General features: G+C 72.1%; 12 protein-coding genes. 6 read left to right on the top strand and 6 right to left on the bottom strand.

The genetic code is table 11. The features are described from left to right. Positions 1-4 precede the first annotated feature (4 nt). The 4 genes from HNQ09_RS05925 to HNQ09_RS05940 all read right to left on the bottom strand — a co-directional run bounded on the left by HNQ09_RS05925 (position 5) and on the right by HNQ09_RS05940 (position 6689). A complete protein-coding gene (locus HNQ09_RS05925; protein WP_184026727.1) occupies positions 5-493 on the bottom strand; it encodes a flavin reductase family protein in 489 nt (162 codons plus the stop codon). 424 nt (positions 494-917) lie between these two features. Next, a complete protein-coding gene (locus HNQ09_RS05930; RefSeq protein WP_184026942.1) occupies positions 918-2492 on the bottom strand; it encodes a family 10 glycosylhydrolase in 1575 nt (524 codons plus the stop codon). A gap of 230 nt (positions 2493-2722) precedes the next feature. Continuing rightward, the gene (gene dnaX / locus HNQ09_RS05935; RefSeq protein WP_184026729.1) at positions 2723-5071 is read right to left on the bottom strand and encodes a DNA polymerase III subunit gamma/tau; all 2349 of its coding nucleotides are present in this window, start codon (positions 5069-5071) and stop codon (positions 2723-2725) included. A 232-nt stretch (positions 5072-5303) separates the two neighbouring features. After that, a complete protein-coding gene (locus HNQ09_RS05940) occupies positions 5304-6689 on the bottom strand; it encodes an NCS2 family permease (RefSeq protein ID WP_246363166.1) in 1386 nt (461 codons plus the stop codon). Positions 6690-6863: 174 nt separating this feature from the next. Between HNQ09_RS05940 and HNQ09_RS05945 the strand changes: the two genes are divergently transcribed. The 6 genes from HNQ09_RS05945 (at position 6864) to HNQ09_RS05970 (ending at position 11360) form a co-directional block, all read left to right on the top strand. After that, entirely contained in the window at positions 6864-8090 is a 1227-nt protein-coding gene (locus tag HNQ09_RS05945) for a CinA family nicotinamide mononucleotide deamidase-related protein (protein WP_184026733.1), read from the top strand. After that, complete coding sequence (gene thpR, locus HNQ09_RS05950; RefSeq protein ID WP_184026735.1) at positions 8087-8863, top strand: RNA 2',3'-cyclic phosphodiesterase; 777 nt, start codon at positions 8087-8089, stop codon at positions 8861-8863. The genes HNQ09_RS05945 and thpR overlap by 4 nt, the downstream gene beginning before the upstream one ends. Further along, on the top strand, positions 8860-9936 hold the full coding sequence (gene recA, locus HNQ09_RS05955) for a recombinase RecA (protein WP_184026737.1): 1077 nt from the start codon (positions 8860-8862) through the stop codon (positions 9934-9936). Before thpR ends, recA begins: the two co-directional genes overlap by 4 nt. 95 nt (positions 9937-10031) lie before the next feature. Further along, entirely contained in the window at positions 10032-10355 is a 324-nt protein-coding gene (locus tag HNQ09_RS05960; protein WP_184026739.1) for an AbrB/MazE/SpoVT family DNA-binding domain-containing protein, read from the top strand. A 176-nt stretch (positions 10356-10531) separates the two neighbouring features. Continuing rightward, complete coding sequence (locus HNQ09_RS05965) at positions 10532-10768, top strand: type II toxin-antitoxin system VapC family toxin (RefSeq protein WP_184026741.1); 237 nt, start codon at positions 10532-10534, stop codon at positions 10766-10768. 64 nt (positions 10769-10832) lie between these two features. After that, positions 10833-11360, top strand: a complete 528-nt coding sequence (locus tag HNQ09_RS05970; RefSeq protein WP_246363167.1) for a hypothetical protein — start codon at positions 10833-10835, stop codon at positions 11358-11360. 180 nt (positions 11361-11540) lie between these two features. Here the strand turns inward: HNQ09_RS05970 and HNQ09_RS05975 are convergent, their stop codons facing one another. After that, positions 11541-12128 (bottom strand): biotin transporter BioY, encoded by a 588-nt coding sequence (locus HNQ09_RS05975; RefSeq protein ID WP_184026743.1) that lies wholly within the window; start codon positions 12126-12128, stop codon positions 11541-11543. Beyond that, positions 12125-13063 (bottom strand): biotin--[acetyl-CoA-carboxylase] ligase, encoded by a 939-nt coding sequence (locus HNQ09_RS05980; protein WP_184026744.1) that lies wholly within the window; start codon positions 13061-13063, stop codon positions 12125-12127. Before HNQ09_RS05980 ends, HNQ09_RS05975 begins: the two co-directional genes overlap by 4 nt. Positions 13064-13124: the final 61 nt, after the last annotated feature.

A 13124-nucleotide genomic window follows, 5' to 3' on the forward strand; every position in this document is an offset into this window, starting at 1 on the left:
CTCCTCAGCCCAGCTCGTGATACTGGCCCCGGAAGTAGACCAGCGGATCGTCGTCGGTGTAGCGGGCGTACTCGACCAGCCCCAGGTAGAGGGTATGGTCGCCCGCCGGGATGACCTGCTGCTTGCGGCACACCAGTTGCGCCACGCTCCCGCCGATCAGCGGCAGGCCCTCGTGGGTGAACCACGGCACCGCCTCCTCCGGCCCGGGCCGCCCCGCAAAGTGGTCGCTGAGGTGGCGCTGCGCGAGGCTGAGCACGCTCACACCGAAGCGGGTCACGTCCTCCCGCCCCAGCAGCCCGTGCATCTGCGCGCGGTGGTCCACGCTCACCAGAATCAGGGGCGGCGTCAGGCTCACCGACACGAAGGCGCTGGCCGTCATGCCCCGGCGTTCCCCGCCGTCCTGCGCCGTGATGACCGTCACGCCGCTGGCAAAACGCCCCAGTGTCTGCCGGAACTCGTAAGGGGGAATGCCTTCGTGAACGGGGTCAGTCATGAGGGTGAGTGTAGCGGGGGAGGAAGGGGACAGCGTTGAGCAGGGGGCCACTCTGCAAACAGCGCGGGGACGGGAACGGCTGCGCCGTCCACCCCCCTCCCCAGCCCTCTGCTGACGCAGCTCTGCGAGTCCCCCACAAGGAGGGAGGGAGAAAAGCCGCAGGAACTGGAGCTTTCTGGAAAACGGGCACAGCAGACGCCGCACAGGTTGGAGCGAGCAGAGTCCGCACCGCCTTCCCCACGCCTCAATCGCGCAGCCCCCTGGGTGGCCGCAGCCAGGCCGCACCAAGATCAAACATTCCGGTCGAGGACGGCGCCCGACCAGCGCGGCTCATGTGCCCTTGCCGAGCGCAGTGCTCCGCTCCCCCTACCCCCCGGGGAGGGGGCTGGGGGGTGGGCGCCTTCGACCAAAGTGCGGACCAGCGTTACGGCTTCCCGCTCGCCGCTGGAGCAGGCGCCACATCCCGCACCAGCAGATCGGGAAAGCGCACCACCCCCGTCTCGGGCACCGCCTCCACCCAGCGCTGCCCGCTGACCCGGACCTCGACCCGCCCCGGCGGCAACGTCAGGAAACCGTAGTGCCCGCCGCCGTCGGTCAGCGTGCGCGCGACGACCCGGCCCTCCTGCACGGCCTCGACGACCCGGCTCCCCGGCACAGCGGTGCCCACGACCCGGCCGGCCAGCCCGCGCACGGTGGGCGGCTTGCCCTTCCAGGCGACCGGGGTGGCGAGCGCGCCGCCCGGCGCGGTGAGGGCGCTGCGAATCGCCTCCAGCCCCTGGCCGGTGCTCTGGCGGGTGCCGTACACGTCCAGGGTGGGCGTGCGGTACGAGTAGCCCACCCAGCCCAGGCCGGAGGCCACCGTGCGCGTCGCCTGCGCGGCAGTGATCCCGGGCGGGTTGAGGTACAGGGCGGTGCCGCCCGCGACCTCGCTTCCGGCGCGCACGCTGGCGGCAAAGGCGTTCCAGCCGTCCAGCCACGCGCCCTGCTCGCCCACGCTGTCACGCTTGTAGTTCATCAGAACGTTGAGGTCGAGGTAGCCCTCACGCATCCAGGTCGGCCAGTCCTGAAGCACGTCGGCGTAGGTGCGCGAGCGGCGAAAGGCGGCGAGGTCTCCCGGCGCGGGCGGCGCCCCGTAGGTGATGGTCGCCGCACTCACCCAGGCGGTCGGGCGAATGGCCTTGACCTCCAGACTGACGCGGCGCACCAGGGCCGTGACCTGCTCGCGCTTCCAGGCCTGCCAGCGCGGATCGGAAGCGGCGGGGGTGCCTTTGGTGCCGCTCTCGGCGCGGTAGCGCGCCAGCGTCTTGGGGTCGTAGCCCCAGGCGCCGCCGTCGGGGTAGCGGATGCGGTCGAGCTGCACCCCGTCGACCGGATAGTTGCGCACCAGGCTGACCACCGACTCGACCATGTGGTCGGCGGCGGCGGGAATCGCCGGGTCGAGCCAGCCGTCGGCGCCCTCCAGCCAGGAGCCGTCGGGGCGCCGCGACATCCACGACGCGGCGCCCGACGCCGGGCCGTGCAGCCGCGACACGTGTTTGGGGTGGGTGTTGGGCACCCGGGCGTTCACCCCGCCCGTCACGCTGACCCAGGCGATCACCCGCATCCCGCGGGCGTGCGCCAGCCGGGTCACGATGGTCAGCGGATCGAAGTTGCGCTCGAAGTCGCGGTCGGTGATGTGCGGCACGCTGCCCCGCAGGCACAGGCAGTCGCCCCGCCGCACCGCCTGCACGAAGAGGGTGTTCACGCCCAGCGCGGCGGCGTCCTCGACCGTCTGCGCGACCTGCGCCCGCGTCTTGAGGCCCGGCCCGAAGGCGTCCACCCACAGCCCGCGCACGGTGCTGATGGGCGCGGCCGGAACCGGAGCCGGCTGCACCGGCGCGGGCAGGGCCGGACCAGGCGGGACTGGGCTGGGCAGGACTGGGCTGGGCAGCGGGAGCGCCGGTGCACCGGGAGCGGGGACCGGGGGACCCAGGACGGGAGGGTCCGTCACCGGGGCCATCACCGGAGGCACCGGCGCCGGAGCCGTGAAGGCGGGCGGGGCAGGCTCCACCGGGGGCGGAGCCGGAGCGGACGCCCCGGCCAGCACCTGGAGCGTGAGAACCAGCAGCGGGACCGAGCGCGAAAGGAAGGAAGTCTTCACGGTATGCGGGCAGGGTACCGCAGGGCCACAGGGTCCAACGTGAAGCGCCCGCCTCACCCGCCTGGGGGGGAGGAAAGGAAGTTGCCAGCCTAGGCCGTCTCGTCCTCGGGGTCGTCGGCGGCAGCGGCGGCGGGCGGAGGATTGCGGTTCTTGCCGATCTCGCGCACCCGGCCCGAAAAGCGGCCCTTGATCTCCTCGTACATCGGGTGGGCGCGGATGTCGCCGGGACGGCCCGCCGGGGGAGCGGTCACAGCGGCGGCGGCCGCCTGGGCCTGCGGCTGGGGGCGGGGGGAGGGCGCCGGGCGGGCGGGAACTGCCGCCGCGAAGGGCGCGTCGTCCAGGGTCGGCGCCCCGCCCTCCACCGCCCCGCCGATCTCGCCCCAGTCGGGTTCCTCGCTGATCGCCTCCACGATATACAGCTCACGGGACGCGCCGGGCGGGGGCACCCGGTCTCCGGCCTGCGCGCCCTCGGGCGGGGGAGGCGGGTCGGCGGCGTGCTCCGTTTCCCAGGGCGCCGCCCCGGTCTGGGGCAGGGGCGCGGGGGCCACGTCGTCGGGGCTGGGTGGGGGGGCGGGACGCAGGGCCGCCGCCGGGGGAGCGTCGAGGGTGGCGGTGGCCGTACGGGCAGAGGCAGGCGGGGCCGGACGGGGCGCCTGCACGGGCGCCGCCGGGGCTGGGGCCGCCTGCGCGGAGGTCCGCTCCACCGGCTCGAACGCGGGACCCCGCGCCGCGCGGGGCCGGGCGGCAGGTTCGAACGCGGGAACCTCGGACGCGGGGACTCCGGACGCCGGGGACGCGGCGCGGCGGGCAGGCGCGGGGGCCGGGCCAGCCGGGGCCGCAGCGGACAGCACGCCGCCTCCCCCGCCCCCACCGCCGCCAGGACCGCCGCCCCCACCCAGCCGCACCCGGCGGCCTCCCTCGGGGGCGATCAGCTCGAAGGTGACCGGGCCGAAGACCTTGAGGACCAGCGCGGCGACCTCATCGAACTTCCCGGCGATCTGCTTGGCGTGAAAGGCGTTCTTCTCGTCGTACGTCAGGCTCACGTAGCCGGATTCGGCATGCATCCGCGCGGGCTTCAGGAAAGCGCGCAGTTGCATGGACGCCTGCCGGGTCACGTCGGCCCAGTTGCCGTGGGCGGCGGGCGTGGGCGCGGCCCCGACCTCGGCCGCCGCCTCCCGCACCACCTCCGCCGCCGGGGCCGGACCGCGCCGCCCGGCAGGCTCGAAGGCGGGCACGTCGTCCCCAGGGCCGCCGACGGTGGGGGCCGGAGCCGGAGCCGGGGCCGCCCGCACCCCCGAGGCCCGCAACCCGGCGAGTTCCTTTTCCAGCCGGTTCAGGCGCTGGGTCACGTCGGCGGGGACGGAGGCCGGGGCCGGGGCCGCCGCGCCCGCCCCCGATGCGCCGCCCCCATCCGCCGCCAGCAGCGCGTGGGTCAGCGCGAGTTCCAGGCTCAGGCCGTCCGCCGAGCGGGCGAAGCGCGCTTCTTGCTCGTCCAGCGCCGCCTGGAGCCGCAGCAGCCGGGGCACCTCGGCGCCTTCCAGCCGGGTGCCCTCCAGGCCCAGTTCGGCGTGCAGGGCGTCGGAAAAGGCCGCGACCAGCCCCTCGACCACCGTGCGGGCCGCGAAACCGCCCCGGTACAGCTCGGCGGCGCCCGAGATCGCCGCGCCCGCGTCGCCCAGCACCAGCGCCTCGGCGATCAGGCGCACCCGCTCGCCGGGGGGCAGGCCCAGCGCGTCTTCCACGCCCGCGCGGGTGACCGCCGTGCCCGCCGCCAGCATCCGCTCCAGCAGGCTCTCGCCGTCGCGCATGGCCCCGTCGGCCAGCCGCCCGATGAGTTGCAGGGCTTCCGGTTCGGCCATGACGCCCTCCCGGGCGACCAGGCCCGCCAGTTTTCCGGCGATCTCCCCTTCGGTCAGGCGCCGGAAGCGGTAGTGCTGACAGCGCGACAGGATGGTCGGGATGATCTTTTCCGGCTCGGTCGTCGCCAGGATGAAGATGACGTGGGGGGGCGGCTCCTCCAGCGTCTTGAGCAGCGCGTTGAACGCCGCCCGGCTCATCATGTGCGCCTCGTCGAGAATGTAGATCTTCTTGCCGCCGCGCATGGCCGCGAGGCCCACCTTCTCGCGCAGGTCGCGCACGTCGTCCACGGAGTTGTTGCTTGCCGCGTCGATCTCCAGCACGTCGGGATGCGACCCGGCCCGCACGCTCAGGCAGCTCTCGCACTCGCCGCAGGGCTTTGGCAGCGCCCCCGTGCAGTTGGCGGTCATGGCGATGAGCCTGGCGGTGGTCGTCTTGCCCACCCCGCGCGGCCCGGAAAAGAGGTAGGCATGCCCGACCCGCCCCTGCTCCAGCGCCGCGCGCAGCACGTCCTTGACGTGTTCCTGGCCCACGACCTGGTCCCAGTTGACCGGGCGGGCGCGCTGGTAGATGGCGCTCACGCCAGCCCCCGCGACTGGGCACGGGAGTCGGGCACAGGAGAGCGGAAATTCCGTCTCCAACGGGATTTTTCGTTCAACCTCGTGCTGTGCCCCGCGTCTATGCCCCTCACCCGCCCAGTGTACCGGGGCCGCCCACGGCCCGGGGTGAGGTCGGCACGTCGGCTCCCCTGCCCCCCTGCTCGCCCAGCAAAAAGGAGCGCCCCGCCGGACGCTCCCCTCTGTTCCCCGGTTGTTACTCCGAAAGCCAGATGTAGCGCGCCAGCAGCAGCGCCGCGACCACGTAGAGGATCGGACTCACCTCGCGGCCCCGGCCCGAGAGCAACTTGATGCCGCAGAGGCTGATCACGCCCCAGCTCACCCCGTTGGCGATGGAAAAGGTCAGCGGCATGGCGATGATGGTCAGGAAGGCGGGAATACTCTCGGTCACGTCGTCCCAGTTGACGTGCCTCAGGCCTTCGAGCATCAGGGCGCCCACCAGGATCAGCGCGGGCGCGGTGGCGGCAGCCGGAATCGCGCTGGCGAGCGGCCACAGGAACATGGCGAGCAAGAAGAGCACGCCGACCACCACGGCGGTCAGCCCGGTGCGGCCCCCGTCCTCGATCCCGGAGGCGCTCTCGACGTAGGCCGTCGTGGTGGACGTGCCCATAAAGGCGCCGAACATCGCCGCCAGACCGTCCATCGTGAAGACGCGGCGGGCGCGGGGCATGTCGCCCTCGGGGGTGAGGTAGCCGGATTTCTGCGCCAGGCCCGTCAGGGTGCCGGTCGCGTCGAAGAAGTCCACGAAGAAGAAGGTGAAGACCACGCTCAGCAGCCCCAGCCCCAGCGCCCCGGCGATGTCGAGTTGCCCGACCAGTGCCCCCGGCCACACCGGCACGTCGAAGATGCCCAGAAAACGCCCGGTAAACCCGCTGAAGGGGGCCAGCGCCCCGTTCGCCCCCGGATACACCGGCAGCCGCAGCACGATGGCGAGCAGCGTGGCGACCAGGATGCCCCACAGGATCGCGCCCTTGACCCGCCGGGCCAGCAGCGCCGCCGTGACCACCAGCCCCACCAGCGCCACGACCGAGGGCGCGGCGGTCAGCGGCCCCAGGCCCACCAGCGTCGCCTCGTTCGCCACCACGATGCCCGCGTTCCGCAGCCCGATAAAGGCCAGAAAGGCCCCGATTCCGGCGGTGATGGAAAACTTCAGCACGTTGGGAATCGCCCGCACGATGGCCTGCCGGGCGCCCAGTACGCTGAGCAGCACGAACAGCACCCCCGAGATGAACACGGCTCCCAGGGCCGTTTGCCACGGCACCCCCAGCCCGCCCACCACCGTGAAGGCGAAAAAGGCGTTCAGGCCCATCCCCGGCGCCTGCGCGAACGGGTACTTCGCCACCAGCCCCATCGCCAGCGACCCGAAGGCGGCGGCCAGCGCGGTCGTCATCAGCAGCTGCACGAAGGCGTTCGGGACCTGAATCGCCGTGCTGAGAATCTGCGGATTCACGAACAGGACATAACTCATGGTCAGGAAGGTCGTCAGCCCGGCCCGCAGCTCGGTGGAAACGCTGCTGCCCGCCGCACGGATGCCGAAGAACCGGTCGAGGGCACTTCCCGGGGCCGCTGGAGAAGTTGTCATGGCTTTCATTGTGAACTGTGGGTGAGCGGGATGTCACGGGTTGACTGCCTCTCCTTCTCCGCCCGCCGGGTCCGGCACTGCCTACACTCTGGAGGTGACGTTTCCCCCCCGAGTCCCCCGGCCCCGACCCCTGGCATCCCGTTTCGCCATCGCCTATACTCAGCCGAGGTTGTTATGCTGCTAGCAGAAATTATCAGCGTGGGCACGGAGCTGCTGTTCGGCGAGATCGTCGACAGCAACGCCGCTTACCTTGCGCAGCAGCTTGCGGCGCGCGGGGTGACCCTGCACCGCAAGACCGTGCTGGGCGACAACCTGGGGCGGGTGTCGGAGGGCCTGCGGCTGGCCCTGTCGCGCGCCGACCTGGTGATCGTGGGCGGGGGTCTGGGACCCACCGACGACGACCTGACCCGCGAGGCGATCTCGGCCGTGCTGGGCGAAACCCCGCAGGAGGACCCCGCGCTGCTCGCCTGGCTGGAGGGGCTGTACACCTCGCGGGGCCGGGTCATGCCCGCCGTGAACCGCAAGCAGGCGTGGCTGATTCCCTCGGCCGAGGCGCTGCCCAATCCGGTCGGCACCGCGCCGGGGTGGTTCGTGCGCACCGAGCTGGAGGGCCGCCCCCGGATGATCGTGGCCCTGCCCGGCCCGCCGCGCGAGATGCACCGGATGTGGCGTGAGCAGGTGCTGCCCCGTTTGCCGAGACCCGACGCGGCGCTGCACGCAGTCACGCTGCACACCCAGGGCATCGGCGAGAGCAACGTGGCCGAGCTGCTGGGCACGCTGACCCGGGGGGCCAACCCCAGCGTCGCCACCTACGCCCGCAAGACCGGCGTGGACGTGCGGGTGGCGGCGAGCGCGCCGACGCTGGAGGAGGCACAGGCCCTGGCCGCCCCGGTGCTGGAGACCGTGCGCGGCCTGCTCGCCCGCTGGCTGTGGGGCGAGGACGGCGACACGCTGGCCGGGGCCGTCACCCGCGCGCTCGCGGGCCGCACGCTGGGCGTGATCGAGGCCGGAAGCGCGGGCGCGCTCTCGGGACTTCTGGCCGACGAACCCGGCTTTCTGGACGCCGCCGTGACCGTGGACCACGCCCGGCTGATCACGCTGGGCCTGACCCCGGTCACCCTGCGCGACCACGGGGTGGTCAGCGAGGCCGCCGCCCGCGAACTCGCCGCCGGGGCACGCGAACACCTCGGCGCGCAGGTCGGGCTGGCGGTCGTGACGGCGCCCAGCGGGGAGGGCGCCGGGCAGACCTACGTGGCGCTGAGCAGCCCGGAAGGCGCCCAGGTGCGCGGCCTGAACTGGCCCGGCGACCCCGCCCAGATTCGCGAGCGCGCCGCCGTGGCCGCCCTGGCGCTGGCCCAGCGCACCCTCCGCCCCGCCCTCCTCGCGGAGGTGCAGGCGTGACCCGCCCTTCCGGCAAGCCTCCCCTCAAGGTCAGGCGCGGCCAGCCCGGCAAGGCCCGGCCAGCGGGAGCCAAACCCGAGCCGACGCCCACCGACCCTCGGCCCCCGCGCGAGGCTCAGCCGCCCGCCTCCCACGAAGACCGCACCTTGCGCCTCTTCTTCGCCCTCAAGGTGCCCGGCGACGTTGCGACTCCGCTGGCCGAGGCGCAGCGGCAGCTCAAGGGCAACTGGCGCCCCGTGCGCGCCGACCAGTTCCACGTCACGCTGGCGTACCTGCCCGCCGTGCCGCCGGGGCGGGTGGACGACCTCAAACGCCTGGGTGCCCGGCTGACCGAGCATCTGGCCCCCATGCAGGTGCGGCTGCGCGGCACCGGCTACTTTCCCAACGAAGGCAGCCCGCGCGTGTGGTTTGTGAAGGTGGAGGCCGAGGGCCTGCCGGAACTCGCCGCCGCGCTGCGCGAGGGCATCCACGCCCTGGGCCTGAGGACCGACGACCTGCCCTTCAAGGCGCACATCACACTGGCGCGCAAGAAAGGCCCCGCGCCGCGCGTGCCGCCGCTGGGCTTCGAGCTGGGCTGGCAGGCAGGGAACGCTGTGCTGTTTCGCAGCACCCTCCGTAAGACCGGCCCGATCTACGACGTGGAAAGCACCTTCCGCCTGCGGGGCACACCGCCGCCTCCCTCGTCAACCGCCCCCTCTCCAACCGCAGAACCCCTCAACCCATCGCCATCCGACCCCCCAGCGGGCGCCGCCGCGCCACAGGAGACCCCATGAGCAAGGACAACCCCAAAGAGTTCGGCACCCCCAACGACAGCAAGGAGCGCGGCAAGGCCATCGACATGGCGATGAGCCAGATCGAGAAGGCGTTCGGCAAAGGCTCGATCATGCGCCTGGGCGCCGAGAGCAAGCTCGACGTGCAGGTGGTGTCCACCGGCAGCCTCAGCCTCGACCTCGCGCTGGGCGTGGGCGGCATTCCGCGCGGGCGCGTGACCGAGATCTACGGCCCCGAGTCGGGCGGCAAGACCACTCTGGCCCTCAGCATCGTGGCGCAGGCCCAGAAGGCAGGCGGCACCTGCGCCTTTATCGACGCCGAGCACGCGCTGGACCCCGTGTATGCCCGCGCCCTGGGCGTGAACACCGACGAACTGCTGGTCTCGCAGCCCGACAACGGCGAGCAGGCGCTGGAGATCATGGAGCTGCTGGTGCGGTCGGGCGCCATCGACGTGGTCGTGGTGGACTCGGTGGCCGCCCTGACCCCCCGCGCCGAGATCGAGGGCGAGATGGGCGACAGCCTTCCCGGCCTCCAGGCCCGCCTGATGAGTCAGGCGCTGCGCAAGCTCACCGCGATCCTGTCCAAGACCGGCACCGCCGCCATCTTCATCAACCAGGTGCGCGAGAAGATCGGCGTGATGTATGGCAACCCCGAGACGACCACCGGGGGCCGCGCGCTGAAGTTCTACTCCTCGGTGCGGCTGGATGTCCGCAAGATCGGCCAGCCCATCAAGGTGGGGAACGACGCCGTGGCGAACACGGTGAAGGTCAAGACCGTGAAGAACAAGGTCGCCGCCCCCTTCAAGGAAGTCGAACTGGCGCTGGTGTACGGCAAGGGCTTCGACCAGCTCAGCGACCTCGTGACGCTGGCGTCCGATATGGACATCATCAAGAAGGCCGGGAGCTTTTACTCCTACGGCGAGGAGCGCATCGGCCAGGGCAAGGAAAAGGCCATTGCCCACATCGCCGAGCGCCCCGAGATGGAGCAGGAGATCCGCGACCGTGTGCTGGCCGCCATCCGCAACGGCGGCGCCGAGGTCCCCAGCGTGGCGACCGTGCCCGCCGTGGCGGAGTAAAACCAGAGCCACACACGAAGCGCCCCTGCCCGGAAGATGGGTGGGGGCGTTTCGCGTTGTCTTACTTTTGTTACCCTGAGTAAGGCGGGGGAATCATGCGAATCAAGACGGCGACGATCAGCAGCAAGGGCCAACTGGTGCTTCCCAAAGAAGTCCGCGAACGGCTCGGCGTCGGGCAGGGCGACGAGGTCGAATTCGTGATGGACGACCAGGGGGTCCACGTTCGGCCCAAACGGGACGCAGATAATCCGTTCCTGGCGTGGGTGGGTGCCTTGCCGCAGGGCGAAGAGACAACGGAGGAGTTTATTCGCAACACCCGGCACGAGGGACTGACGGATGAAGAGTTGCGTCTCCTCCGCAGCGGCCCCGGAGCGCAGGTCTTCCGGATCGGCCCCGACGGGAAAGAGGAGCGGGTCTGATCACCGCGCTCGACACCAACATCATCAGCGATCTGCTGGATCAGACGTCCCATTCCGCACCGCTCTCGGCCCGGCTGGGTCAGTATGCCCACCAGGGGCCGCTGGTCATTTCCGGCACGGTCTACGCCGAACTGCATGGTCGGCGCAATACCAGCCGCGCCGCCATCGACACTTTTATGAACAGCACTGGCATCCGCCTGGACCCCGTCATGAGCGAGGAGGCCTGGGCTGAGGCGGGCCGCGCGAATGCCGATTACCACGCCCGCCGACGTGCGGGGGGAGAGCGAGGTGTCCGGCCCATCCTCCCCGATCTTCTGATCGGTGCCCACGCCCTGTACCTGGCCGACCGGCTGTTTACCCTCCATCCCGCCGACTTCAGCGACTTTCCCGCGCTGAAGGTGGTCACGCTCTAAACCCGCTGTTGCTGGTGGCTTCAGACAAGACAGGGGCTTCCCTCCGGTGCGGTACTTATGGAGCATGGACCCCCACCACCAGCCGGACCCCACCCCGCCTTCCCCCGAACCGTCCCCCTCGGCCGCGCCCTCCCGCTGGCAACGGCTGCGGCCTGCACTGCTGGGCGGGTTGGCGGGTGCGGTCACCGTCACGCTGCTGAATGAAACTGTGCGGCGGCAAGTGCCCCACGCCCCCCGCATGGACGTGATCGGCGAGCGGGCGCTGAGCGGGGCGCTGGACGCCGCCGGAGTCGAGCCGCCGCGCGGAGAGGCCCTGTACCGCTGGACGATGCTGGGCGACCTCGTCTCCAATACCCTCTATTACGCGCTGGTCGGCGTCGGCGCTCGCCAGGGCGGATGGGCGCGGGGCGGGGCGCTGGGGCTGGCCGCCGGGCTGGGGGCCGTTTACCTGCCGGAGCCGCTGGGGCTGGGGCGGCAGCCGGGAGCGCGGCGCCCCGTTACTCCGGTGCTGACCGCCGCGTGGTATCTGGCGGGTGGTCTCGCGGCGGCAGCCACCTATCGCGCGCTGGCGGGCGAGGACGGCGAGGGCTGAGGCTGGCCCTGCGCCATCTCCCCTACCCAGCCCTCCCCCTTTTGGCGGATGCGGGCGCCCCGGCGCGGCGGGCAGACTGGGCGCACGCTTCAGGTGGGGCCTCCGCACGGGAGCATCGACAACCCACCTGAAGAAAAAGCCCCCACCCGAGTGAAGGTGGGGGCGTTTCCTTGGAATGGTTTACCGCTTGCGCGCCATAGCCCACGCTCCCGGCAGCAGCAGCGCGGCCAGGCCGATCTTCAGGGCGTCCCCGAGCAGGAAGGGCGTCAGGCCCGCCGTCAGCAGCGCCTGTCCCTTCAGGCCCGTGACCAGACTCAGCCATGTCAGGCCGAAGGCGTAGATCACGAAGCTGGCGACCAGCATGGCGAGCGCGGCCCCCAGGGGTTTGCGGTCCAGCGCCAGCCGCTGCACCAGCCAGCCGACCAGCGCGGCGGCGAAGGGGTAACTCAGCAAGAACCCCAGGCTGGGCCGGATGACCCCCTCGGCATTCAGAAACGTGCCGGTGCCTCCTGAGAACACGGGCAGGCCCGCACCTCCCGCTGCCAGGTAAAGCGCCAGAGCGGCAAAGCCCCGTTTCCAGCCCAGGGCCGCGCCCACCAGCAACACGGCGAGCGTCTGGAGGGTAATCGGCACGGGCTTCAGCGGCAGCTCGACCTGCGCGACCAGGGCGACCAGGGCGGCGCCGCCCAGAATCAGCAGGGCGTCGCGGACGAGGCCGGGCGTGGGGGCCAGGGTGCGGGCGAGGGTGGGGTGCGTGGCTTGGGTCATGGGGTGTCCTCCTGTGGACGGGAAGAGGGGGTGAAGGAGCCGACGAGTTGAACGTCGCCCGCGTGGACGGGGACGGTCTGGCCTTCGGGGGTCAGGACCAGCAGGCTGCCCCCGGGGTCGAGGTCGAGGGCGGTGCCGCTCAGCGTGCCGCGCCCGGTGGTGACGTGGACCTCGCGGCCCAGGGTGACGTTCGAGCGCCGCCACGCCTCCAGCACGGCGTCCGGTGAGGCGGCCAGACAGCGCTCCAGCTCGGCCAGCACTCGGGCGAGGAGATCGGCGCGGGAGAGGCCGGGCACGAACTCGCCTAGGTGGGCGGCCCCCTCCGGCGCAGCGTGGACATTCACGCCGATCCCCAGCACCGCCCGCCGCGCCTCCTCGCCGCGCAGGTCGGCTTCGAGGAGGATGCCCGCGAGCTTGCGGCCGTCCGGCGTGAGCAGGTCGTTGGGCCACTTCAGGCCGCCGACCCCGCAAGCCCTTTGCAGCGCGACCCCGGCGGCCAGCGGCATGAGGGCGAGGTCCGGCAGCGGCAGCGGCCCGTGCAGCAGCACGCTGAAGACCAGCGAGCCGTGCGCGGTGTCCCAGCCTCGCCCGCGCCGCCCGCGTCCGGCGGTCTGCCGCTCGGCCACGAAGACCGCGCCGTGGGGGGCCGGGTCACGGGGGTCGTCCGCCCAGGCGCGGGCTTCGTCCTGGGTGCTGGAGGCGGTGCCCGCGTAGCGCAGCGCCCGCCCGAACGCTCCTGTGATCGCCACCAGACCCGGCGCGGGCGTGCCCGCCTCCAGCGCGTACCCGCCGCGCGTGGTGAGTACCGGCACCCCTCCTTCGGCCAGCCGCCGGGCGAGCGTGTTCACTGTGACGCGGTTGACGCCCAGCCGGGCACCCAGCGCCTCGCCCGACTGCGGAACGTCGGTGAGGAGGGGCAGCAATCGGGCGGGCACGTTCAGAGTTCTAACGGATAGGCTGAACGAAGGCAAGGAGGGAGGCAGGAAGCGGTTCGCC

This window comes from Deinococcus budaensis (assembly GCF_014201885.1).
Classification (GTDB): Bacteria; Deinococcota; Deinococci; order Deinococcales; family Deinococcaceae; genus Deinococcus; species Deinococcus budaensis.